General features: G+C 43.0%; 25 protein-coding genes and 1 tRNA gene. 23 read left to right on the plus strand and 3 right to left on the minus strand.

Features of this window, described 5'->3' with window-relative positions; genetic code table 11:
• Positions 1-33: 33 nt before the first annotated feature.
• Complete coding sequence (locus ACFRAK_RS01395; protein WP_387601090.1) at positions 34-675, minus strand: class D sortase; 642 nt, start codon at positions 673-675, stop codon at positions 34-36.
• A gap of 1 nt (position 676) precedes the next feature.
• Positions 677-1,735 carry a processed acidic surface protein gene (locus ACFRAK_RS01400; RefSeq protein ID WP_387601087.1) on the minus strand — a complete coding sequence of 353 codons (1,059 nt, stop codon included), beginning with the start codon at positions 1,733-1,735 and terminating at the stop codon, positions 677-679.
• Positions 1,736-2,227: 492 nt separating this feature from the next.
• Between ACFRAK_RS01400 and ACFRAK_RS01405 the strand changes: the two genes are divergently transcribed.
• The 15 genes from ACFRAK_RS01405 (at position 2,228) to ACFRAK_RS01475 (ending at position 16,008) form a co-directional block, all read left to right on the plus strand.
• Positions 2,228-3,412 carry an ATP phosphoribosyltransferase regulatory subunit gene (locus ACFRAK_RS01405; RefSeq protein ID WP_387601084.1) on the plus strand — a complete coding sequence of 395 codons (1,185 nt, stop codon included), beginning with the start codon at positions 2,228-2,230 and terminating at the stop codon, positions 3,410-3,412.
• The gene (gene hisG, locus ACFRAK_RS01410; protein ID WP_034311625.1) at positions 3,405-4,034 is read left to right on the plus strand and encodes an ATP phosphoribosyltransferase; all 630 of its coding nucleotides are present in this window, start codon (positions 3,405-3,407) and stop codon (positions 4,032-4,034) included. Before ACFRAK_RS01405 ends, hisG begins: the two co-directional genes overlap by 8 nt.
• Before the next feature lie 26 nt (positions 4,035-4,060).
• A complete protein-coding gene (gene hisD, locus ACFRAK_RS01415) occupies positions 4,061-5,347 on the plus strand; it encodes a histidinol dehydrogenase (protein ID WP_387704306.1) in 1,287 nt (428 codons plus the stop codon).
• A 78-nt stretch (positions 5,348-5,425) separates the two neighbouring features.
• A complete protein-coding gene (gene hisB / locus ACFRAK_RS01420) occupies positions 5,426-6,013 on the plus strand; it encodes an imidazoleglycerol-phosphate dehydratase HisB (protein WP_063233950.1) in 588 nt (195 codons plus the stop codon).
• A complete protein-coding gene (gene hisH / locus ACFRAK_RS01425) occupies positions 6,014-6,646 on the plus strand; it encodes an imidazole glycerol phosphate synthase subunit HisH (protein WP_387601077.1) in 633 nt (210 codons plus the stop codon). It begins immediately after the preceding gene.
• Complete coding sequence (hisA, locus tag ACFRAK_RS01430) at positions 6,643-7,377, plus strand: 1-(5-phosphoribosyl)-5-[(5-phosphoribosylamino)methylideneamino]imidazole-4-carboxamide isomerase (protein WP_260286296.1); 735 nt, start codon at positions 6,643-6,645, stop codon at positions 7,375-7,377. Before hisH ends, hisA begins: the two co-directional genes overlap by 4 nt.
• Positions 7,378-8,136 (plus strand): imidazole glycerol phosphate synthase subunit HisF, encoded by a 759-nt coding sequence (gene hisF / locus ACFRAK_RS01435; RefSeq protein WP_387704302.1) that lies wholly within the window; start codon positions 7,378-7,380, stop codon positions 8,134-8,136.
• On the plus strand, positions 8,133-8,789 hold the full coding sequence (gene hisIE / locus ACFRAK_RS01440) for a bifunctional phosphoribosyl-AMP cyclohydrolase/phosphoribosyl-ATP diphosphatase HisIE (protein WP_387601072.1): 657 nt from the start codon (positions 8,133-8,135) through the stop codon (positions 8,787-8,789). Before hisF ends, hisIE begins: the two co-directional genes overlap by 4 nt.
• 448 nt (positions 8,790-9,237) lie before the next feature.
• Positions 9,238-10,740, plus strand: coding sequence for a tetratricopeptide repeat protein (locus ACFRAK_RS01445; RefSeq protein WP_387601069.1), 1,503 nt, complete (start codon positions 9,238-9,240; stop codon positions 10,738-10,740).
• A 104-nt stretch (positions 10,741-10,844) separates the two neighbouring features.
• On the plus strand, positions 10,845-11,792 hold the full coding sequence (gene trxB / locus ACFRAK_RS01450; protein WP_260286290.1) for a thioredoxin-disulfide reductase: 948 nt from the start codon (positions 10,845-10,847) through the stop codon (positions 11,790-11,792).
• Positions 11,793-12,331: 539 nt separating this feature from the next.
• Entirely contained in the window at positions 12,332-12,790 is a 459-nt protein-coding gene (locus tag ACFRAK_RS01455) for an NUDIX hydrolase (protein WP_063233957.1), read from the plus strand.
• A 43-nt stretch (positions 12,791-12,833) separates the two neighbouring features.
• Positions 12,834-13,733, plus strand: a complete 900-nt coding sequence (rapZ, locus tag ACFRAK_RS01460; protein ID WP_141992821.1) for an RNase adapter RapZ — start codon at positions 12,834-12,836, stop codon at positions 13,731-13,733.
• Positions 13,723-14,709 (plus strand): gluconeogenesis factor YvcK family protein, encoded by a 987-nt coding sequence (locus ACFRAK_RS01465; RefSeq protein WP_387601064.1) that lies wholly within the window; start codon positions 13,723-13,725, stop codon positions 14,707-14,709. Before rapZ ends, ACFRAK_RS01465 begins: the two co-directional genes overlap by 11 nt.
• Positions 14,710-14,776: 67 nt before the next feature.
• Positions 14,777-15,730, plus strand: a complete 954-nt coding sequence (whiA, locus tag ACFRAK_RS01470) for a DNA-binding protein WhiA (protein ID WP_387601062.1) — start codon at positions 14,777-14,779, stop codon at positions 15,728-15,730.
• Positions 15,731-15,750: 20 nt separating this feature from the next.
• A complete protein-coding gene (locus ACFRAK_RS01475; protein ID WP_048688029.1) occupies positions 15,751-16,008 on the plus strand; it encodes an HPr family phosphocarrier protein in 258 nt (85 codons plus the stop codon).
• Positions 16,009-16,104: 96 nt separating this feature from the next.
• Here the strand turns inward: ACFRAK_RS01475 and clpP are convergent, their stop codons facing one another.
• A complete protein-coding gene (clpP, locus tag ACFRAK_RS01480) occupies positions 16,105-16,713 on the minus strand; it encodes an ATP-dependent Clp endopeptidase proteolytic subunit ClpP (protein ID WP_063233960.1) in 609 nt (202 codons plus the stop codon).
• A gap of 289 nt (positions 16,714-17,002) precedes the next feature.
• On the opposite strand from clpP, the gene ACFRAK_RS01485 reads away from it, so the two are divergent.
• The 8 genes from ACFRAK_RS01485 to gpmI all read left to right on the plus strand — a co-directional run bounded on the left by ACFRAK_RS01485 (position 17,003) and on the right by gpmI (position 24,967).
• Positions 17,003-17,074: transfer RNA gene (locus tag ACFRAK_RS01485), tRNA-Arg, on the plus strand.
• A gap of 316 nt (positions 17,075-17,390) precedes the next feature.
• Positions 17,391-18,728, plus strand: coding sequence for an RNA polymerase factor sigma-54 (rpoN, locus tag ACFRAK_RS01490; protein ID WP_394571197.1), 1,338 nt, complete (start codon positions 17,391-17,393; stop codon positions 18,726-18,728).
• Between the two features lie 14 nt (positions 18,729-18,742).
• Entirely contained in the window at positions 18,743-18,985 is a 243-nt protein-coding gene (locus tag ACFRAK_RS01495; protein ID WP_394571198.1) for a glutaredoxin family protein, read from the plus strand.
• 139 nt (positions 18,986-19,124) lie between these two features.
• Positions 19,125-20,159 (plus strand): sugar-binding transcriptional regulator, encoded by a 1,035-nt coding sequence (locus ACFRAK_RS01500; RefSeq protein ID WP_098371545.1) that lies wholly within the window; start codon positions 19,125-19,127, stop codon positions 20,157-20,159.
• Positions 20,160-20,191: 32 nt separating this feature from the next.
• Complete coding sequence (gap, locus tag ACFRAK_RS01505) at positions 20,192-21,199, plus strand: type I glyceraldehyde-3-phosphate dehydrogenase (RefSeq protein ID WP_076368241.1); 1,008 nt, start codon at positions 20,192-20,194, stop codon at positions 21,197-21,199.
• A gap of 247 nt (positions 21,200-21,446) precedes the next feature.
• Positions 21,447-22,631 carry a phosphoglycerate kinase gene (locus ACFRAK_RS01510; protein WP_192207076.1) on the plus strand — a complete coding sequence of 395 codons (1,185 nt, stop codon included), beginning with the start codon at positions 21,447-21,449 and terminating at the stop codon, positions 22,629-22,631.
• A gap of 46 nt (positions 22,632-22,677) precedes the next feature.
• On the plus strand, positions 22,678-23,439 hold the full coding sequence (gene tpiA / locus ACFRAK_RS01515; RefSeq protein ID WP_106027029.1) for a triose-phosphate isomerase: 762 nt from the start codon (positions 22,678-22,680) through the stop codon (positions 23,437-23,439).
• Positions 23,432-24,967: a 2,3-bisphosphoglycerate-independent phosphoglycerate mutase gene (gpmI, locus tag ACFRAK_RS01520; protein ID WP_387601048.1), complete on the plus strand. Its 1,536-nt coding sequence runs from the start codon at positions 23,432-23,434 to the stop codon at positions 24,965-24,967. The genes tpiA and gpmI overlap by 8 nt, the downstream gene beginning before the upstream one ends.
• The last annotated feature ends 17 nt before the right edge of the window (positions 24,968-24,984 follow it).

Consider the following 24,984-nt stretch of genomic DNA (forward strand, 5'->3'; position numbering starts at 1 on the left):
GAAGAGGGGGCAGAACAACTTCAGCCCCGAATCTCATTTACCTATCTCCGATTTCAATAAATCGGCAACCAATACGTATCGTTCCGGTGCACTACCAATATATGAAAAAGGATAGCAGGTTGTTACTGTAAGTGTGGCCTTGGGCTTGGGAACGATCACGGTACGGTCATCTGCATCGACGATACGAACCTTCCTCACTTTATATGTAAACGTACCGGCTTCTGTCTTGGCAATCAGCAAGTCACCCTCGCCGACATCACCTAGATCCCTGAAAATTGTATCCCGGTGTCCGGATAAAACGGAATTATCCTTTTCGCCGGGGAGGACGGACGCCGCATAATGGCCGACGCCCTTTTCGAGTTCATCTTCGTCCGTTCCGTGATAAATTGGAAGTGTTGCCTTGATTTTTGGAATATAAAGCTCACCCATCAAATCACCTGTCTCCGGTCGTTGCTCATATAGTTCAAGCCCATCGGGAATATCAGATTTCGACTTCGGTTCGGGTAGCTTAGCCGTCGCTTCCGTTGTATCAGATTTATTCCATTTATATAGGGCATAGCCTTTTATCAGCGTATAGGCATTTGTCGTTGTAAAATAAAAACCTAAGGTTAAAATGCAAACACCAGTGATAAGTAACGTTTTTTTCTTATGCCTGGATTGCCTATTGTTGCTCATCTTAATTAGTGAGTCTCGCTTTTCTGATTAATCCGAAAGCTATACCCATCAACGCTAAACCGATTAAAGCGCCGAATAAGTAATTACCAGCCGTTTTAGGAAGCACTCCGCCTTTTTCCGTTTTATGATTGGGTTTTGTGGATTTTTTCTTTTCCTTTTTTACCTCAACCACTTTAGAAATGACCTCAGTGGATTGTTTAATGTCATTACCGGTTTCTTTCACTAAATCGGAACCGATCATTTCACCTGTCAATGTAAAATCGAACAAAAAATTGCCGTTTAAATCATAAATGGAAACTAGTAAACTAGCATTCGTCAATTCCCTAAGTTGGAATAAAGCCTCAAGGGATAGGTTTTTCGTGACACCATCCTGAATTAAGGCGAATTTGGATTGAATTTGCAGCAAGCTTTGAAGATCATTATATATGGAAAGCAATTCTGCCACTTGTTCAGCAGATAATTCATCAATTGTTTCAAAATACTCGAGTTGATCCATCCTATCGGAGATCGCCATTAAACGAGCTTCAAAAGAAGGGTCTTCGACGATAGGCAAAAGGTGGTTCATGAATCTGTCGAGCTCTTCGTCTGTAAGGCCGATCTCAGTAAAGAGACCATCCATTAAATCGATGATCTCTTCATCATCATATTCCATCTCTTCCTCATCGTAATCCATTTCTAAATCGATGATATCCTCAATGTCGTAAATGAAATGGAAGGTATCGATGATCGAATCCCCCTCTTCCAGTTCGCCGTATTCTATTAATAATTCCGTAAGTTCTGCTTCTGTCATTTCATATTTTTTAAGTAGATTCTGTATGGTCTTAGGAGTGACGGTCGGTCCTAATGTATCACGCAACTCTTCTACTGATTTCAGTTCATTCAATGATAAGTCGTAATAGGATAAATACTCTTCCAATTCTTCTTGCGTCATTCTAACTTCGGTAAGGTATGCATTAAGTTCATCCTGGTTGATCTTAGTTGCCGCAAAACTCTTCGTTCCGCTTAAACCCAGTGAAAAAAGAACGATAACTGCCACAATAAACGAAAAATATTTCTTCATTACCAAATCCCCCTAAAAATTTCTAATATTACCAAACTCCTAAACATTATAAAACAGCTAAACCAAAAGGTATACATTAATAACAGAGAAAGGTTAAAAATAGGAAGAAATATTTGGGCGAAAAGGTACAACTCCTTCCGTTTGGACCTAAACCGATCATGAAGAATAACCAAGACTGCAAAGGTATTTGAAGTAATGAGATTAGGCATATTTTCCTTGACGTAAGGTGGGGGCAGGGGTAAACTATTAATAACTTCAACCTGCTACCATATTAGCGAACTAAAGTGTATTAATAGATTATTGTGATTATTTATATTATTACGTCAGTTAATTTGATACTATTTTTATATGTTATTCGAAATTTGGATTTAAGTGTGAAACCTTGGAAAGATAAAGGGATAAGCAAAATTAGGAATGGGCACATCGGTTTTTGCCTATAGGCGGACCGATTTGATATAGATAGTAATCAAAATTTCAAAAGGATGTGCAGTCGTGACAAAGCCATTTATGTTTGAAAAACCGTTAGGAATGAGAGATACATTGCCGGTACTGTATGAAACGAAAGTGTCGGCAAGAAATAAAATGAGTGATGAAATCAAGAAGTGGGGCTATCAATTTATTGAAACGCCTGCTTTGGAATATTATGAAACAATTGGCGATGCTTCGGCAATCTTGGATCAACAGTTGTTTAAACTTCTTGATTCCCAGGGGCATACACTCGTACTCCGTCCCGAGATGACAGCTCCCATTGCACGGGTGGCAGCATCCAAACTGTTAAAACAGCAAATCCCGCTTCGGCTGGCCTATTCCGCGAATGTATATCGCGCACAGCAGCGTGAAGGAGGCAGGCCGGCAGAATTCGAACAGATTGGCATTGAATGTATCGGAAATAAGTCTATAAGTGCCGATGCTGAAATGATTGCCCTGCTTGCGGATGCTTTAAAGGCTGCAGGGCTTCAGGAATTTAAGATTTCCATTGGACATATCGGATTTTTGCAAGAGTTTTTCTTAAGCATTCTAGGTACGGAGGAAAGAGCCTCTATCTTAAGGAAGTTTTTGTATGAAAAAAATTATGTCGGTTATCGCGAGCATGTTAAATCACTGCCGCTTTCATCCATTGATAAACAACGGCTTATCGAATTTACCTCATTAAGGGGCAGTGAAGGAACCCTGATCAAGGCGCTAGGGTTGGTTGAAAATAATAAAGGGCAAGATTCCTTGGCTGAACTGAAGGAATTGTCTGCGCAGCTGAAAGAATTTGAAGTTGAACAATATGTTAGCTTCGACTTAACATTGGTCAGTCATATGAGTTATTACACGGGAACTTTATTTGAAGTGTATGCCGGACAAGTGGGTTCGCCGATCGGCAATGGCGGCCGGTATGATAATCTGCTTGCGAAATTCGGTTGGAATGCTTCGGCCACAGGTTTTGCAATCCGGGTGGATCGCCTTGCAGAAGCTCTTGGGGAGCCGATCCAGCCTGTCGCGCCAGAATGCATTTTATTCAGTCCCGAACGGAGATTGGAAGCAATACAATTTGCAAGAAAAAAACGCTTCGAAGGGAAATTGGTAACGATTCAAGATATTACGGTCGTCCAAAATGTCGATGCTTTTACACGGACATTTTCTGAAGTTCATTTATTCGTAGGGAATGGGGGGAATGGAAAAGATGAATAATAGCTTTTTAACGATTGCCATGCCGAAAGGGAGAATATTTGAAGAAGCGGCAGAGCTGTTAAGAAGAGCCGGTTTTCGTCTCCCTCCCGAGTTTGATGATTCCCGGAAATTGATCCTTGAAGTGGAAGAGGAGAATCTGCGGTTCATTTTAGCAAAACCGATGGACGTCGTAACATATGTGGAACACGGCGTCGCTGACATTGGAATTGCAGGGAAGGATGTCATGTTGGAAGAAGAACGTGATGTCTATGAGTTACTTGATTTGAAAATCAGTGCCTGCTACTTGGCAGTAGCTGGATTGCCTGGTACGAAAATAAGTGACATCGCCCCCAAAATAGCGAGTAAATACCCGAACGTTGCTTCCAGTTATTTTCGCGAGCAGGGGGAGCAAGTCGAGATTATAAAGTTGAATGGGTCTATTGAGTTAGCACCGTTAATCGGTTTAGCTGAACGAATCGTGGATATCGTTTCAACGGGACGGACATTGAAGGAAAACGGTCTTGTGGAATATGCGAAAATTGCCAATGTGACTTCGAGGCTGGTAGCAAACCCTGTCAGCTATCGAATTAAAGAAGCAAGGATTACCGAAATCGTGGAACGGCTAGCAGAAATTATTGAATAGTAAAGAATCGCTAATGAGGTGAAGGTATGAAAATAGAACGGTTTGCTGAAGGGATTTCACTGAAACGCTCGGTTGAGGCAGGTACTGCCGATCAAAGAAAAGCGGTTCAGGATATTATTTATGATGTCAGGAAAAGCGGAAACGACGCTTTACATACCTATACCGAACGTTTCGATGGTGTCAGTCCAGGGGAATTACTTGTATCGCAACAGGAATTGGAAGAAGCGACGGCGACCTTGACTGCTGAGCAGCTTGATATTATTCAAGAAGCTGCAAATAACATTCGAATGTTTCACGAGAAACAAATTCGGAATTCATGGTTTACGACTGATGATACAGGAACGATGCTAGGACAAAAATTGACACCGCTTGATGCTGTAGGTGTTTATGTACCTGGAGGCACAGCGGCATATCCTTCGTCGGTATTGATGAATGTGTTGCCTGCGAAGGCTGCGGGGGTGGAACGGATCGTCATGGTTTCCCCTCCAGGAAAAGACGGGAAATTATCGCCAGCGGTTTTGGCAGCTGCCAAAATTGCCGGGGTCAAGGAAATCTATAAAGTTGGCGGGGCCCAGGCCATAGCTGCTCTCGCTTATGGGACGGAAACAATTAAGAAAGTGGATAAAATAGTGGGTCCGGGAAATATTTATGTGGCGTTAGCGAAGCGCGAAGTATTCGGGGATGTTGCCATTGATATGATAGCAGGTCCAAGTGAAATAGCGATATTGGCGGACGAATCGGCCATTGCTGCAGAAGTTGCGGCAGATTTGCTATCACAGGCGGAGCATGATGCCCGAGCATGCAGTGTTTTGGTGACGACGTCAACGTCTCTTGCTGAAGAAGTGGCAGCTGAAGTGACCAAGCAGGTGGTGTTACTTCCACGCCATGATATTGCTGCAGCATCCATAAGGGATTACGGACGGATCGTCGTATGCGGGAATATGGCAGAAGCGGTTGAAGCGATTAATGAACTTGCACCGGAACATTTGGAAATTGTGGCCAAAGATGCACTTGAAATCATGGCTAAAATCCGCCATGCCGGTGCAATCTTCATTGGCCGCTTTAGTTCGGAGCCCGTCGGGGATTACTTTGCAGGCCCCAATCATGTGTTGCCTACCAATGGAACCGCCCGTTTTTCCAGCCCGCTGAATGTGGATGATTTTCAAAAGAAATCGAGCATCATCATGTATAGTGAAACGGCCTTCCGCAAAAATGCAGAAAAAATCGCTGCATTTGCCCGGATGGAAGGACTCGAGGCTCACGCCCGTGCCATTGAATCACGTGGTGTGAATGAATCCGGGAAAAAGTCCTGAATTATTAAAATAAGTGAAATTACTGATATAAAGACAATTGACTTGCTTTTACATCTTGGGAATTGAGGAGGAGTTGTAATGGAACGTTTTGCTAGTGTGGAGCGAAAGACGAATGAAACGGAAATAAGCTTGAAGTTTGGTGTGGATGGGGAAGGTAATTCCTCCATTAAGACGGGCGTTCCGTTCATGACGCATATGCTGGATTTGTTCACCAAACACGGGAAGTTTGATTTGACTGTAGATGCAAACGGAGATACAGACGTGGATGATCATCATACAACTGAGGATATTGGCATTTGCTTAGGGCAGACGTTATTGGAGGCCCTTGGAGACAAGCGCGGGATAAAGCGTTACGGAAATGCCTTCGTACCTATGGATGAAGCTCTCGCCCAGGTTGTCATCGACTTAAGCAATCGTCCGCATCTGGAGTTCCGGGCTGAGTTTCCTTCGCAAAAGGTCGGTACTTTCGATACTGAACTTGTGCACGAGTTTCTTTGGAAATTCGCTCTTGAAGCAAGGATGAACCTGCATGTAGTCGTTCATTACGGACACAACACACACCATATGATCGAAGCGATATTCAAAGCGCTTGGACGAGCGTTGGATGAAGCTACGACCATCGATCCGCGTGTCAAGGGCATCCCTTCGACGAAAGGAATGTTGTAAATGATCGGGATCGTCGATTATGGCATGGGGAATTTATTTTCCGTAAGTAAAGGGTTGGAGCGCCTTGGTGCCGATTCTTTCATTTCCGATGACCCAAAAGAACTTTCAAAGTCGAATGGGATCATTCTTCCCGGCGTGGGCTCTTTCAGGGATGCCATGAGTCTCTTGGAAAAACAAAAGCTTGATGAATTCCTGAAGGAATATGTAGCTGATGGAGGTTATCTTTTAGGCATCTGCCTTGGTATGCAGCTTCTCTTTGATGAAAGTGAGGAAAATGGACCTGCAAAAGGATTATCCCTCATCCCAGGTAAAGTCGTTCGTTTCAAAGGTGTGGATGCGGATGACCAGGTTTATAAAGTGCCGCACATGGGCTGGAATCGTCTTGAATTTAAACAGGCGTCACCAGTGAATGAGGGACTGGAAGAGGAACATGTTTATTTCGTCCATTCTTACTACGTCGATACGGATGAATCATTCGTTACCGCTTCGGCGATGTATGATGTGGAAGTGCCGGCAATCGTCGGTAAAGGGAATGTTTTCGGCATGCAGTTCCATCCGGAAAAAAGCGGGAAGATGGGCATGTCACTCTTGAAAAACTATCTGTCACTAGTAGAAGGGAAGGAAGAAGCATGAGCAACTTTACTATTTACCCGGCGATTGATATGCGCGGAGGCAAGTGCGTCCGCTTAATCCAGGGAGATTACAATCAGGAAACCGTTTATGGCGATTCCCCCTTCGATATGGCTAAAAGCTTTGCGGATCAAGGAGCCGATTGGATACATATGGTCGACCTTGACGGAGCCAAAGAGGGAGTGCGCATCAATGATTCATACGTAATAAAGGCTGCAAGTGAGTTAGGGGCCCGCATTCAAATCGGCGGCGGTATCCGTACGGAACGGGATATAGCCCATTATCTGGATAATGGAGTGGAACGGGTCATTTTAGGCAGCACGGCCGTTTCAGACCCTGATTTCACTAAAGATATGATTAGGAAATATGGTGGCCACATCGCAATCGGGATCGATGCGAAAGATGGCAAGGTTGCCACTCATGGTTGGCTTCAAACTTCTGGAACCCTTGCGATAGATCTTGGCAAATTACTGGCCGATGCTGGTGCAGAGACCTTTATCGTGACCGATATTGCGACGGACGGCATGCTTTCAGGTCCGAATGTGAAAGGCATATTGGCCATGGCGGAGGCAACTGGTAAAAACGTGATCGCTTCGGGAGGCATTAGTTCACTCGAAGACCTTGTCACCCTCAGAGAGTATGAAGCCCAAGGCATTGCAGGGGCAATCATTGGCAAGGCACTTTATACCAATCGCTTTACTGTAGAAGAAGCACTAGAAAAGGTGCGTGGTTAAATGCTCACTAAACGAATTATTCCATGTCTCGATGTAAAGGATGGGCGCGTAGTCAAAGGTATACAATTTGTGTCCCTTAGGGATGCTGGAGATCCGGTCGAACTTGCATCCTTTTACGACCAGGAAGGTGCCGATGAGCTTGTCTTCCTGGATATTTCCGCATCACATGAAGGCAGGGAAACGATCGTCGACGTCGTTCAAGCGGTAGCGGGCAGCTTGGCAATCCCGTTCACGGTGGGCGGCGGCATTAATTCATTGGCGGATATGAAGAAAATCTTACGAGCAGGTGCCGATAAGGTATCCTTAAATACAGCAGCCATCCTGCGCCCTGATTTAATAAATGAAGGTGCTGATTATTTTGGTTCCCAATGTATCGTTATCGCCATAGACGCCCGATATGATGAAGAGCTTGGGTCATGGCGCGTATATACCCACGGCGGTCGGAAACCGACTGAATGGGAAGTGGTCAAGTGGGCAAAAGAGGCCGTAATCCGCGGTGCAGGTGAAATTTTATTGACAAGCATGGATTGTGACGGCGAGAAAAAAGGGTTTAATATCGCTTTGACAAAGGCGGTATCTGAAGCCGTTTCAGTGCCGGTCATCTCCTCAGGCGGGGCTGGTAACGCCGAGCACTTCCAGGAAGCCTTCCAAGAAGGTAAAGCCGACGCAGCATTAGCCGCATCGATTTTTCATTATAAAGAAACATCCGTCAAAGAAGTCAAAGCGTTTCTCAAACAACAAGGAGTGGTTGTACGATGAATCTTGAAACTATTAAATACGACGAAAAAGGCCTGGTCCCGGCAATTATTCAAGATGCAGGAACCGGCGAAGTGCTGACACTTGCTTACATGAACCAAGAATCGCTGCAATTGTCGATTGAAAATGGTGAAACGGTCTTCTTCAGCCGTTCGCGCAATGAATTATGGCATAAAGGGGCGACCAGCGGCAATACCCAGAAAATCATCGAGATGAAGTATGACTGCGATCAAGATGCATTGGTCGTTCGGGTCGTTCCTGCAGGTCCTGCATGCCATACAGGGGCAACAAGCTGTTTTAGTGAAACGGTTTACCAAAACAGTGAAGCTGGACAAGACGTGAAGGCGAATGTGACTTTCTTGACGGAATTGGAAAGATTGATTGAAAAAAGAAAATCGGAAATGCCTGAAGGTTCATATACTACCTACTTATTCGATAAGGGCGTTGATAAGATCCTGAAAAAAGTCGGTGAAGAAGCGGCAGAAGTGATCATTGCAGCTAAGAACCGGGATGCAGAGGAACTTTCGATGGAAAGTGCGGATCTCCTCTATCACTTATTCGTTCTTCTTCGGGAGCAGGAGTTGCCTTTCCAAGCAGTGCTTGATGTATTGAAGGCTAGACATGCCGATAAGGACGAACCGAAAGAAACCGAATGAATGGTGATCGCCCTCCGTCAATTGAAGGGCTCAGACTGAAGACAAACTCGATGAAAATCAAGTTTGTCTTCAGTTTTTTTATGGCTTGTACATTTGGACGTTGATTTCCACTCAAGAAACTCGCTTTCCGCGGGCGGTCCGGAAGCCTCCTCGGCCTGTGCCTGCGGGGTCTCACCTAGACGCGTCTTTCCCGCAGGAGTCTCGCACCTTCCTCTCCAATCAACTTCTGCTACAAAATTTAGTGAAAACCATACCTGAGATTGGAAGGTGTTGCTTTGTTCGGGATTATTATGATGAAAGAGAATCCCCATTTGGCTGGGGATATAATTCCGATTTTTTCTTAAAGAAAGCATGGTAATTAACTTTTTCCATTTTCTTGAATTGTTCGGCAAATTTTCTCCAATATGTTATAATACTATGGTTAATCAACTTGTAGATGGAGGATTACATGAGTAAAGACTCTAAATTTGGCCAACAGGCACAAATTCTAACTTTTCACCCAACAGGTGAGTATTATTTCACCAAGGGTTTAAAAGCTTATCATAGACGAGAATTACCTAAATCAAAAAAATACCTGGAACGTGCGCTGGAACTTGAACCTGCTGAACCGATGATAGCCTGTCAATTGGCAATCACCTGCTCGGAAATCGGTGAATATAATTATTCAAACAACCTATTGGAGAACATCTTGGATGTGATGGATCCCTATATGTCGGAATGTCATTACTTCCTGGCGAATAATTATGCCCACTTAGGCATGTTCAAGGAGGCTTATCGTCACGCCAGTGCTTATCTTGATAAAGAAGAAGACGGGGAGTTCAGCGATGACGCAGAGGATCTGCTTGAACTGATAACTTTTGAGTCGGATGAATCAGAAGAAAACCCCTTTAAGCATGATGGGCTCATTACCAAACAGGAACAAGCCCGTGAGTACCTGGAATCAGGCAATTTCCCGAAGGCAATCGAAGTCCTGAAAGAAACGATTGCAGAGTACAAGGATTACTGGTCCGCTTATAATAACCTGGCACTTGCCTATTTCTATCTTGGTCAAGTAAATGAAGCGTTTGAAACACTTGATGAGGTATTGGAAAAAAGTCCGGGAAACCTGCATGCGCTTTGTAACCTTGTCGTTTTTCATCATTATCAACAGGATGAAGCAAAGGTTGAAGAGCTCATACAGATGCTGGATAAGATTCGGCCGATGCTATCCGAACATCGTTTCAAGCTTGGAGCGACCTTCGCTTTGATCGGAAACTATGCTTCTGCATATAAATGGCTGAAAGGACTCCAAAAGCAAGGATTTGAGGGAGATGGAACCTTTTACTATTGGCTTACCATTTCCGCTTACCACTTAGGTCATGAACAGTCTGCCAAAAAGGCATGGAAAAAGGTCGTGGAAATGAACCCGGAAAAGGAAGGCATGGAGCCTTGGGGAGATATGAATGCAACTTCAGATGGTTTTGAACATCACTTTCCTTCTATTACAAAAAGGCTGGAAAGTGAATTCATCGAGGAAAGGCTGTTTGCCATTTTCCTTCTGAAACATTCGGTTCATAAACAGAAGCTATTGAAAAACCAGGTCCTTAACCTAAATCAGAATTTCACTGATTTGGAACGTGATTATGCCGAACTTGTTCAAGTTCCTGCTAAAGATCGCCAATTAACACCGATTGATTTTGCCGATCGTACAGCCGAGTTATTATATCGGCATTTCCAACCGATACAATTAAATGAAGCCGGGCTCTATTTAATGTGGTTTTCCGTCTTCATCGAAGCGGTGAAATCCGAGCAGAAGTTAAATAATCCCGCAGGCTGGGCATCTGCTGTGGAGTACGTGTGGAATCAGCTTAAAAATGAGAAGGTGAGCAAACAGGCAATAGCAGACAAACATTTCATATCGGTGTCCACCTTATCGAAGTACGTGAAGTTGGTGGAAAACTTACTGGGATGAGCAAATATTTGGACGAAAAATTATTTGTTATATAGGATAATAGGTAGGGAACACTAACTCGTAGTGAAGGTTCCATTTGTAATGGAATATGGAGGAGTGAAGACATGTCTGAAAAAATTTATGACGTTGTTATTATTGGAGCTGGTCCTGCAGGGATGACGGCTGCTGTCTATACATCACGTGCGAACCTCTCAACATTGATGTTGGAACGCGGAGTACCTGGCGGGCAAATGGCAAATACTGAAGAAGTGGAAAATTATCCTGGATTCGACACGATACTCGGACCTGAACTTTCAACGAAAATGTTTGACCATGCAAAGAAATTCGGTGCGGAGTATGCCTATGGGGATGTTAAGGAAATCATTGACGGTGAAGAGTATAAAACGATCAAATCCGGTTCCAAGGAATTCAAAGCACGTTCAATCATCATTTCATCTGGTGCCGAATACAAGAAAATCGGCGTTCCAGGCGAAAAAGAATTGGGCGGCCGCGGTGTATCGTATTGTGCAGTTTGTGATGGTGCTTTCTTCAAGCAAAAAGAACTGTTCGTTATCGGCGGTGGAGACTCTGCTGTTGAAGAGGGTGTGTACTTAACCCGTTTCGCCTCAAAAGTGACGATCGTACACAGACGTGACGAACTTCGTGCTCAAAAGATTCTTCAAGATCGTGCATTTGCCAATGAAAAAATTGACTTCATCTGGAATCATACTTTGAAGGAAATCAATGAAAAAGGCGGCAAAGTCGGCGGTGTCACTCTAGTTTCCACTGAAAACGGAGAAGAGACAGTGATGGACGCAGACGGTGTATTCATTTATATCGGAATGCTTCCGCTAACTAAACCATTTGAGGACTTGGGCATCTTGAACTCCACAGGCTATATTGAAACGAATGATCGGATGGAAACACGCGTCCCTGGTATTTTTGCTGCTGGTGACGTTCGTGAAAAAACATTGCGCCAAATCGTCACAGCTACAGGCGATGGAAGCATTGCGGCTCAATCCGCTCAGCATTTTGTTGAGGAGCTTCAAGAAAAATTGCAGCCAAAGGCTTGATTTTCAAGAATATATAATCGTAATTCCGTTTTAACGACGTTGTAACACGCATGAAATAATTATTGGGTATAGTATGGGTAGAAGTTGACCCCCTTTAATTATAAACGTTTAAGGACACAGATTGAGTTTCTGTGTCTTTTTTTTGTTTTCCTGCTTTGAGACTATATCCTTGGTTCCAATTTTTAGGTGGTATTTAATGTGAAATAAGCTAGCCCTTTGCATTTAGGCAGCGAAAGTGGAGAAGAATAGGAGTTAAGCAGGATAAAGGCTTACCTATGTGATTCTTTGCGAATGAATATTCCCCCAATGCAGGAAGTTTACTTTATTGTTAGCTCATTTCAAAAATAGTATAATGATAAGATATACTAAACATAATCTTTCATAATGGTAAGAAGATGAAAAAATACAACTTGTTTGAACTATTAGCATTTGTAAATCGCCAAATGGATATCTAGCGGCGGTTTAAGGATATAAACTGAATCTCTCCAACATGGGGGGAAAGTTTCTATAGTCGAGCAGAGCCAATTGAGGTGAAGAACGTGCAACGTGTCACAAACTGTGTATTGATAAAAGATAATCAAATCCTCTTATTGAAAAAGCCTAGACGCGGATGGTGGGTAGCTCCAGGCGGCAAGATGGAACCTGGGGAATCTGTACGCGATGCTTGCATTAGGGAATATCGCGAAGAAACGGGTGTTTATTTAAAAAACCCTTCCATCAAAGGTATTTTCACCTTCATTATGAAGGACGGAGATAAAGTTTTGTCAGAATGGATGATGTTCACTTTCTTTGCAACGGATTCCGATGGTGTAAATGTGGATGTTTGTGAAGAAGGGGAGCTTAGCTGGCATCCGGTTGAAGATGTTAAAAAGCTGATGATGGCCGAAGGGGATTTTCACATCCTTGACTATATGGTTCATGGAAGTGGGATCATCTATGGAACATTTACCTATACGCCTGAATTTAAGCTGCTTTCTTACCGATTGGATCCAGGTTAATTTTTAAATATAAAAAAAGATATACATGGGGGGCGGAGAAACTATGAGTACAGGGCAGATGAGTGAAACGCAATTGGTCATCATTACCGGAATGTCCGGAGCGGGTAAGACAGTGGCGGTTCAAAGTTTTGAAGACCTCGGCTTTTTTTGCGTCGATAATTTGCCGCCCACGTTATTGCCAAAGTTTTTGGAGTTAATGAAGGACTCCGGGAATAAGATGAATAAAGTGGCCCTTGTCATGGATTTAAGGGGGAGGGAGTTTTTTGATTCCTTATTTCTTGCACTGGATAATTTAACGGATACTGCTGCAGTATCACCAAGAATCCTCTTTCTTGAAGCTGATGATGATTCCCTGGTACGCAGATATAAGGAAACGAGAAGGACCCACCCACTTGCTCCATTAGGACGGCCATTGGAAGGCATTAAAATGGAACGGGAACTTTTGGACGAATTGAAGGGAAGGGCTCAATTGATCTTTAATACTTCCCAACTGAAACCGCGCGAATTGAGGGAGAAAATCGCTTCGGAATTTTCTGCCGATAAAAGTGTCGGCTTTACAGTCAATGTCATGTCGTTCGGGTTCAAGCATGGTCTGCCCATAGATGCCGACCTAGTGTTTGATGTGCGTTTCCTGCCCAATCCATATTATATTGACCATATGAGACCAAGGACTGGCTTGGAACAGGAAGTGTCGAGTTACGTTTTAAAATGGAGCGAGACGCAAAAGTTCTTGGAAAAAGTGACCGATCTGCTTGCATTCATGCTTCCATATTATAAACGTGAAGGGAAGGCACAGCTTGTTGTTGCGATTGGTTGTACAGGCGGTCAGCACCGTTCGGTAGCATTGACGGAGTATATTTCAAACCACTTCAAAAAAGATTACAGGGTTCAAGTATCACATCGCGATATCGAGAAAAGTAAGGGGAAAGCAGATGTTAAATAATAAGAAACAACCTAAGGTTGTGATCATTGGAGGGGGAACCGGCCTGCCCGTTTTGCTGAGAGGGTTAAAGAAGCATCCAGTGGATATTACGGCAATCGTTACGGTAGCTGATGATGGTGGCAGTTCAGGCCGCCTTCGCGAGGATATGGATATCCCCGCTCCGGGTGATATTCGTAACGTGCTGGCTGCATTATCGGATGTAGAGCCCCTTGTTGAACAAATGTTTCAACATCGCTTTCAGAGTAGAAATGAGTTGTCCGGGCATTCGCTGGGGAATTTGATACTGGCGGCAATGGCTTCGTTGACAGGCGATTTCGTCCATGCGATCCAGGAAATGAGCAAATTCCTTAATGTCCGAGGTAAAGTGCTTCCGGCTGCCAACCAAAGTGTGGTTCTCCATGCGGAGATGGATGACGGAACGATTGTTACAGGAGAATCCAAGATCCCCTTCTCAGGAAAGAAAATAAAAAAAGTTTTTCTATCTCCTCATCATATAAAGCCGCTCAGTGAAACTCTCCAGGAAATCAAGCAGGCAGATCTTATTGTCATAGGTCCAGGAAGTCTATATACTAGCATTCTGCCTAACTTACTTGTCCCTGGCCTAGGAGAAGAGGTTGCCCGTTCCAAGGCTAAAAAGGTGTACATTTGCAATTTGATGACACAAGCCGGCGAGACGCTGGATTATAGTGCGAGCGATCATATAAAAGCGATATATGACCATATGGGGAATGCATATATTGACAGGATACTTGTTAACAATGAAGAAATACCAACCGAGATTCAGCAACGCTATCAGGCTGAATATGCCAAACCGGTCATGTATGATGTGGAAAGTTTAAAACGGATGGGTCTTGAAATCATACAAGAACGCATTTTCAGCTATGAGGGGAATGTAATACGCCATGACACGAAAAAAGTGGCGGATTTGCTTTATAACATGCTTATAAATGAAACTAAAAGCCCCATAATACCGTAGATATAAGCGGGGCCGGTTTTTTGATTGATAAAAATAGATTACTTGCGTTCGATTGGGGGTGAAATGGATGTCTTTTGCTTCAGAAACGAAAAAAGAGCTTACTACATTAGAGGGAAAGGATTGCTGCGGTAAGGCGGAATTGTGTGCGCTTATCCGGATGAACGGATCCCTTTCATTTTCTAATCGGAAGCTTGTTGTGGATATTCAAACTGAAAATGCTGCGATTGCAAGAAGGATTTATACGCTGCTGAAAAAAAGTTATGAGGTCCAGGTCGAGCTGTTGGTCCGTAAAAAGATGAAGCTTAAAAAGAATAATGTATATATTGTAAGGATGTCATCCGGAGGGCAGCGGGTTTTAACCGATTTGGAAATTTTAGGCGATGGCTTTGAAATTCTCCATGATATATCCGATACTATTGTTGGGAAGAAATGCTGTAAGCGTTCTTATCTGAGAGGTGCATTTCTTGCGGGGGGCTCGGTAAATAACCCGGAAACGTCTTCCTATCACCTCGAGATTTTCTCACTTTATAAAGAGCACAATGATGCCCTATGTGAGCTAATGAATAAGTTTGGCTTGAAGGCCAAGACACTTGAACGCAAGAAAGGGTACATCATTTATTTGAAAGAAGCCGAAAAAATTGCCGAGTTTTTAAGCATAGTTGGCGCCCATTCAGCTTTATTAAGGTTCGAGGATGTACGGATTGTCCGTGATATGCGTAATTCAGTGAATCGGCTTGTGAATTGTGAAACAGCCAATTTGAACAAAACGATCGGGGCCTCATTGCGCCAGGTCGAAAATATCCATTATATCGAGGATACGGTAGGGCTAAGCATATTACCGGATAAGCTTCGGGAAATTGCGGAGCTTAGGGTAGCGTTTCAGGATATAACCTTAAAGGAACTTGGGGAAATGGTATCCGGGGGAACCATCAGTAAGTCCGGGATTAATCACCGATTACGAAAGATTGATGAAATAGCTGACAGACTCCGTGGGGGAGAGGCTATTGCTGCGAAAAAATAAAGCTAACAGGGGAGATCAAGATGGTGGAAAAACAAGTTGAGGTAAAATTGAAGACGGGTTTGCAAGCGCGGCCGGCTGCTCTTTTTGTACAAGAAGCTAACCGCTTTCATTCAGATGTTTTTCTTGAAAAAGAAGGAAAGAAAGTGAATGCAAAAAGTATAATGGGGTTAATGAGCCTTGCCATCAGTTCTGGCGTGTCCGTGAAGTTGATCGTCGAAGGACGCGATGAAAAAGAAGCGTTAGAGGCATTGGAAGAGTTCGTTCAGCAAGAGGGTTAAAAGAAAAGGATGCCTAAAAGTGCATCCTTTTCTTTTATCATGTAAAAAGGCTCCGGAAGTCGCTTGAGGCGATCTCCGGAGCCTTTTGTTGCATAATCATTTAGAGTCTTTTTTGTCATCAAGGATGCTGCGCGTGATGACTTTGTCAATCAAGCCATATTCAAGTGCTCTTTCGGAAGTCATGAAGTTATCACGCTCCGTATCTCTTTGAAGAACTTCAATAGGTTGACCAGTACGTTCTGCCAGGATTTGGTTCAGTTTATCTTTCAAGTGAAGGATACGGCGGGCAGCAATTTCAATTTCTGTAGCTTGACCTTGAGCTCCTCCAAGCGGTTGGTGAATCATGACTTCACTGTTTGGCAACGCATAACGTTTGCCTTTTTCGCCAGCAGCCAATAGGAAAGCGCCCATGGAAGCGGCCATACCGATGCATACTGTGGATACATTTGGTTTGATATATTGCATAGTATCGTAAATGGCCATACCGGAAGTGATGCTCCCGCCAGGGCTGTTGATGTATAGAGTGATATCTTTTTCAGGATTTTCTGCTTCTAAAAATAGTAATTGAGCAACAATAGAGTTGGAAACATTATCGTCAATTGCACTTCCTAGCATAATGATCCGGTCTTTTAATAAACGGGAGTAAATATCGTAGGCGCGCTCCCCACGACTTGTTTGTTCGATAACTGTAGGAATTAAATTCATGTTCATTTCCTCCTTCGATTAAGAGAATCATTTAAATTCTTTATGTATGTATGATACACTTTTTGGTCAATTTAGGTCAAACAAAACAAACCCTATAATGAATAATTTGTTCGACAATTTTCTGGCTAAGGCTCCTTCCCGATAGATTACTTTATCTATTATGCCGCACAGGGATGAATTTCCATATTACCCATAATACCCAAAAGCCGAAGTTTTAAACCTGATAACCCTTGCAAAGAAGGGGATTCTATCATATAATGAAATCTGTTAAAAAAATATTTTCTATTACGCCCTCGTAGTGCAACGGATAGAACGCAAGCCTCCGAAGCTTGAAATGCAGGTTCGATTCCTGCCGAGGGCATTACCAATCTTCTGCTTAATAAAGCGGGGGATTTTTTATTGGGCATTTTTAAGTGTCCCCTAAGATTTTTGGCGAATTCACTCGTTTTCCGTAATAATCCATCGAATCCTGTAATGTCATTCCCGTCTTGAAAATATTCGCCCACACTATTGAAAAATGGTGATTTTTCAATAAAAGTAGTTGTTAAATTTGCATTTCTAACATATAGTATTTAAAACAAATAAACTATTCAGAAAAAAATCGTAAGCGTTTTCATGGGTTTTTGTGTAGAATTTTCTCCTGATAATGTAAAATGGAGGAGGGGAGGGATGAATCGATGAGTATGAATATGAAAGCAGGACTTTTTCAACAGCAAACATTAAAGATGGCAATGACCCAGGAGCTTATGCAAGCTATTACATTGCTGCAATACTCCTCGCAGGAGCTATCGGCTTTTTTAGAAAATAAAATGGTGGAGAATCCATTACTGTCCATAGATCAGCCAACAGCTTCTTTATTTCAGCCAACTTTTGACCGGAAAAAGGGTAAACGGACTCTTAAAAATACGTATGATGCCAATTATTGGATTGAACAGATCAGTGAAGATACTTTATCGCTTGAACAGCATATCATGTCCCAGGTGAATCACCAGCAGTTTTCAGGTGAGCAGCAGAAGGCAATGCTGCTATTAATTCATAACCTTGATGAAAACGGTTACTTAAGGACACAGCTGGATGATATATGCGTCCCAGGCATATCTCCGGCCGCTTTGGAAGAGAGTCTCTCGTTCTTACAGGAACTCGAGCCGCATGGCATTGGGGCGAGAAACCTTCAAGAATGCCTTTTGCTTCAGGTGAAAGCAGAAGGGGAGAACCTGCTGGCGGAATCGATCATAGAAAATCATTTCCTCGATTTTGCTGAAAAGCGCTGGAAAGACCTAAGTAAGAAAATCGGTGTTACAATGAAGGAGATTCAAGAAGTCTTTGATTATGTCCAGACGTTGAACCCGCGTCCGGCTTCACTCTTTTTTCAGGAAAAGCCTTCTTATATAGTGCCGGATGTTGTCGTGGAAGTTCGGGATGGCATGCTGCTTGTCGGGAATTATGATGGTAACACACCCAATCTTAATGTGGATAAAGGGTATTTAAACCGAATGAAGAGCCATAAGGATCAGGGAGTCCAACGGTTTATCCAGGATAAGTGGCAGGAATACCAATGGATCTCCAGAGGAATCCAACAAAGAAAGGAAACTATATTGAAGGTCATTCAGTGCATCGTCGAAAAACAGCCGGCGTGCTTTCATCATGGCCTGAACTATTTGAAGCCGATGACGATGAAAGAAATAGCTGACGAACTTGGTATACATGAGTCCACAGTAAGCCGGGCGGTTAAAGGGAAATACGTTCAGACACCATTTGGCACGATAGAGATGCGGATATTTTTCACCACTTCTTTACAATCAGTCGACCTTGATGAGGATATGTCGGGCATGCAAGCAAAAAAGAGCCTGCAGGCAGCCATCAATGGGGAAAATAAACAAAAGCCGCTTTCGGATCAAGATCTGGCAGAACGGTTGAAAGAAGAGCATGGAATTATCCTGGCACGCCGAACCGTTGCCAAATACCGGGAACAATTAGGGATCCCTTCTTCATCTAAACGAAAAAGATATGATTGAAAAGGATGAGTGGTTTGGAATCAAATGCGTTTGTTTTATATAGTAGGGATAAATGCCCGTTATGTGATAAAGCCAAGCAGGTACTTAATGAAGTGAAGGCGGAGTCGGGCATAGGCTTTAAGGAAATAGATATCCATACCGATGATGATTTGCTAGAGAAATTCGGGCTGATGATTCCTGTCGTAAAATGGAAAGATGATATCGTTCAATTTGGAAATGTTGATAAATCAGCTCTAAATAGGCTTTTGGAAAAATAATTTTTCAAATCATTTGAAGAAACATTCCGTTCCTGCTAGAATAAAATATGTAGCAGGAATATTTTTTTGTTTTAAGTGGGACAAAAAATGACTACACGGGACGATAAGTGTCCAACTTAACTTTTTAGGAGTTTTAAATATGCGTACATTACTCGAGGTACAAAGAAAATTATTACCAGATTTCCTTCTGGTTATGCAAAAAAGATATGATATCCTGCGTTATATCAAAATGATGCAGCCGGTTGGAAGGCGCAGTCTGTCCGTGAGCCTTAATTTGACAGAACGGACGCTTAGAGGCGAGGTTGATTTTCTGAAAAGTCAGAACCTGGTTAACATATTCAGCTCTGGCATGACGCTGACTGATGAAGGGATTGAAATCCTGGATAAGTTAGAAGGAATAATGCGTGAAGTAATGGGTATAGACATAATGGAACGGCAATTGCAGGATTTGTTACAAGTGGATGAGGTCATTATCGTCTCAGGAAATTGTGATGAGACCCCATGGGTGAAAAAAGAATTGGGTAAAGCTTGTGCAAACCGTATGAAACGGGAATGGAACTCAAAGAATATCATTGCGGTCACTGGCGGATCGACAATGGCCGAAGTGGCCAATTCGTTGTCGCCTGATGAAGCGTCGAAGAAATTGATATTTGTCCCTGCCCGCGGGGGAATCGGTGAAGCAGTGCAGAATCAGGCCAATACGATTGTCGAAAAAATGGCACAGAAGGCACAGGCTTCATACAGAGTGTTATATGTACCCGATCAATTAAGCGGTGAGGTTTATGCTTCGTTTCAGAAGGAACCTGCAATTAAAGAAGTGATTTCGCAAATTAAATCTGCCGATATGATCATTCATGGAATCGGTGATGCCATGGCGATGGCAGAGAGAAGAAATTCTTCGCCAGAAATGTTAAAGAAGCTGTTAGATGGAAATGCTGTAGGAGAGGCATTCGGTTATTACTACGATGAAAACGGCAAAGTTGTTCATAAAGTTTTGACAGTCGGCATTCAGTTAGATGATCTTAGCCCTGAAAAGCGAGTGATAACTGTGGCAGGTGGTAAAACTAAAGCTAAGGCTATCCGCTCCTACATGAAAGGCGCACCTTCATCAACCGTTTTGATCACGGATGAAGCGGCGGCACAAGAGTTAATTCAGGGGAATTACACCCCTTAATATATTTGCGAACTTAAAAGGAGGAATTTTTCATGGCAGTAAAAGTTGGTATTAATGGTTTTGGACGTATTGGACGTAATGTATTTCGTGCAGCTTTGAGTAATCCTGGGGTAGAAATTGTTGCTATTAACGACTTAACGGATGCTAATATGTTAGCGCACCTTCTTCAATACGATACAATTCATGGATCTCTTAATGAAAAAGTAACAGTTGATGGGGATTACCTTGTTGTTGATGGTCACAAAGTAAAAGTATTGGCTGAACGTGATCCTGCACAATTAGCATGGGGTGAACTAGGAGTAGAAGTAGTTGTAGAATCTACGGGACGTTTCACAAAACGTGCAGATGCAGCTAAGCATTTAGAAGCGGGCGCGAAAAAAGTAATCATCTCTGCTCCTGCATCTGATGAAGATATCACGATTGTCATGGGTGTAAATGAAGACAAATATGATGCAGCAAACCACCATGTAATCTCTAATGCTTCTTGTACAACGAACTGCTTGGCTCCATTTGCTAAAGTGCTTCATGAACAATTCGGAATCAAACGCGGTATGATGACTACAGTTCACTCATATACAAATGATCAGCAAATCCTTGATTTGCCTCATAAAGATTACCGCCGTGCACGTGCAGCTGCCGAGAATATCATTCCTACAACAACTGGGGCAGCAAAAGCTGTTGCACTTGTCCTTCCTGAACTTAAAGGGAAGTTGAATGGTATGGCAATGCGCGTACCTACTCCAAACGTGTCTGTTGTCGACCTTGTTGCAGAGCTTGAAAAAGACACAACAGTTGAAGAAGTTAATGCAGCATTCAAAAAGGCTTCTGAAGGCGAATTAAAAGGAATCCTTGAGTACAGCGAACTTCCGCTAGTATCAACTGACTATAACGGTAACCCATCATCATCTACAATTGATGCCCTTTCCACAATGGTAATGGAAGGAAACATGGTTAAAGTATTATCTTGGTATGATAATGAAACAGGATATTCTAGCCGTGTTGTTGATTTGATCGACTATTTGGCTAAAAAAGGATTGTAATTAGAATAATAAAAAAACCTCACCAAGGTGAGGTTTTTTTTATCACACCTCTAAAAAAACTTGGCAGAAGATGATATTATTAGTAAGTCATTAATCAGTCAAGCGTTTACATTTCTTGTTTTTGGATAATTTCCTGGAAACCGACTATAATGAAAAAGAGAAAAGGGGAGTTGGGAAATTTGCCCTCTCCCTTTTTGACTAAAAGAATCAAAAATATGATAACAATATCTAAGGAGGTTCTTGGATTATGAATAAAAAGTCGATTAAAGATATTGAATTAAAGGGGAAACGCGTATTTTGCCGTGTTGATTTCAATGTGCCGATGCAGGACGGGGAGATTTCGGACGATACTAGAATCAAAGCAGCACTTCCGACGATTTCCTATCTGACGGAACAGGGGGCTAAAGTCATCCTAGCCAGCCATCTTGGCCGTCCTAAAGGACAAGTCGTTGAAGAATTGCGTCTGGCACCTGTTGCAAAAAGACTAAGCGAACTTAGTGGCAAAGACGTGCAAAAGGCAGAAGAAGCATATGGAGAGAACGTGCAATCAATCATTGCTAACATGCAAAATGGCGAGATCCTGTTGTTGGAAAACGTTCGTTTCTATCCAGGAGAAGAGAAGAACGATCAAGAATTGGCGAAGTCATTTGCTGCACTGGCTGATGTTTATGTTAACGATGCATTCGGAGCTGCGCATCGTGCACATGCTTCAACTGAAGGGATAGCGCACCATCTTCCAGCTGTTGCCGGATTGCTGATGGAAAAAGAGCTTTCTGTACTAGGAAAAGCCCTATCGAACCCGGAACGTCCTTTTACAGCTATAATTGGCGGAGCAAAAGTAAAGGATAAGATAGGCGTTATCGAAAACCTTTTGGAAAAAGTCGATCACTTGATCATTGGTGGTGGTCTGGGTTATACATTCATTAAAGCGCAAGGCCATGAAATCGGTAATTCTTTATTGGAAGAAGACAAAATAGAATTGGCCAAATCTTTCATCGAAAGTGCAAAAGAAAAAGGCGTAAAACTTCACTTGCCTATCGATGCAGTCGTAACGGCTGAATTTTCACCTGATGCAGAGGCAGAGAATGTCGATATCGATGCTATTCCAAATGATAAAATGGCTCTTGATATCGGTCCAAAAACAAGTGATTTATTTGCGGATGTGATCAAAAGTTCTAAACTTGTCATTTGGAATGGACCAATGGGTGTATTCGAGTTCGATAAATTTGCGAATGGAACGAGAACTGTTGCTGAAGCATTGGCGGAAGCGAAAGATACGTACAGCATTGTAGGCGGAGGGGATTCAGCCGCAGCTGCAGAAAAGTTTGGCTTGGCAGAAAAGATGTCCCATATTTCAACTGGCGGCGGTGCATCTCTTGAGTTCATGGAAGGCAAAGAGTTGCCTGGCGTTGTGGCCTTGAACGATAAATAAGATCAATCCGTTACATATTTCAACTTTAGAAGGGATGAGGAACCAAATGCGTAAACCGATTATTGCAGGAAACTGGAAAATGAATAAAACACTATCTGAAGCGACTGCCTTTTTAGAAGAAGTGAGCAATTTGATTCCGAAGCAAGATGTAATCGATACGGTTGTATGTGCTCCAGCTTTATTTTTGGATCAGCTGGTTCAAGCAGCAAAAGGAACCGATGTGAAAATTGGGGCGCAGAACATGCACTTTGAAGAAAGCGGTGCTTTCACAGGAGAAATCAGCCCAATCGCATTGGCTGATCTTGGTGTATCCTACGTCATACTTGGTCATTCCGAGCGCCGGGAAATGTTCAACGAAACGGATGAAGCCGTTAATAAAAAAGCTCATGCCGCTTTTGCCCACAAGTTGACACCGATCGTATGCTGCGGTGAAACACTTGAGCAAAGGGAAGCTGGCGAAACGAATGATTTCGTAGGCAGCCAGATTGAAAAAGGCTTGGCAGGATTATCCGACGATCAATTGAAACAAGCCGTTATTGCTTATGAGCCGATTTGGGCGATTGGAACAGGAAAATCGTCATCTGCTCAAGATGCAAATGAAGTTTGTGCACATATCCGTTCAGTTGTTGCCGACAAATTTTCAAATGAAGCAGCTGCAGCCATCCGCATTCAGTACGGTGGCAGTGTAAAACCTGAGAATATTAAAGAGTACATGGCACAACCTGATATAGACGGTGCATTGGTTGGCGGTGCAAGTTTGAAATCCGATTCATTTTTACAATTGCTGGAGGCTGGTCACTATGAGTAAGTCGCCTGTGGCACTTATTATCTTAGACGGTTTTGGCTGCCGTAACGAAGAAAAGGGAAATGCTGTTTATCATGCGAAAAAACCGAACTTTGACCGTTATTGGGAACAGTATCCGCATTCCCATTTAACGGCAAGCGGGGAAGCGGTCGGCTTGCCTGCCGGTCAAATGGGGAACTCGGAAGTGGGGCATTTGAATATCGGGGCAGGACGGATCGTTTATCAAAGTCTGACCCGTGTGAATCTGGCTATCCGTGAAGGCGAGTTTGCACAAAATCCAACTTTGGTCGATGCCATGAGCCATACTAAGGAAAAAGGCACGGACCTTCATCTTTTCGGTCTTCTTTCAGATGGCGGCGTGCACAGTCATATTGATCATATGTATGCCCTCCTGAAATTGGCCGCAAAAGAAGGAGTTAAAAATGTATATGTACATGCATTTTTAGATGGCCGTGATGTGGGACCGAAAACGGCGAAGGGTTATATTAAGGAAGCGGAAGCGAAAATGAAGGAAATCGGTGTTGGTCAGTTTGCGACCATATCCGGAAGATATTATTCGATGGACCGTGATAAGCGCTGGGAACGTGTGGAAAAATCCTACCGTTCGATGGTGTATGGTGATGGCCCTGCTTACTCTTCTGCGATGGAATGTGTCGAGGATTCCTACGAACACGGCATTTTTGACGAGTTCGTGATACCTTCGGTCATAACGGCGGAAGACGGTAAACCGGTGGCAACGATTAAAAATGATGATGCCGTAATCTTTTATAACTTCCGTCCAGATCGGGCGATCCAGATTTCCAATACGTTCACGAATGAGGATTTTCGCTCATTTGACCGCGGTCCTGGACATCCGAAGCATCTCCATTTTGTCTGTTTAACACATTTTTCAGAAACAGTTGACGGATATGTTGCATTTAATCCGACAAATCTTGATAATACATTAGGGGAAGTACTTTCCCAAAACCAGCTTACCCAGCTTCGTATCGCTGAAACTGAAAAATATCCGCATGTGACGTTTTTCATGAGCGGCGGACGTGAAGAGAAGTTTCCTGGTGAAGAGAGGATTTTAATTAATTCTCCGAAAGTCGCTACATATGATTTAAAACCGGAAATGAGTGCTTATGAAGTGACGGATGCATTGGTGGAACAGATTGAGGCTGACCGTTTTGATGCCATTCTCTTGAATTTTGCCAACCCGGACATGGTTGGTCATTCAGGGATGCTTGAGCCTACCATTAAAGCGATTGAAACAGTGGATGAATGTCTAGGCAGGATTGTCGATTTAATCGTCTCAAAAGGCGGTACAGTAATCATTACAGCTGACCATGGGAACGCTGATGAAGTCGTAACGCTTGAAGGCGACCCCATGACAGCCCATACTACGAATCCCGTGCCTGTCATTATCACAAAAAATCAGGTAACATTAAGAACAGGTGGTATCTTAGGCGATTTAGCTCCAACGATGCTTGATTTGCTTGGAGTCGAAAAACCTGTTGAAATGACAGGGAAATCCCTATTATCTAAATAAAATTGTGAATAGGAAAA

This window comes from Peribacillus sp. NPDC056705, assembly GCF_043656335.1.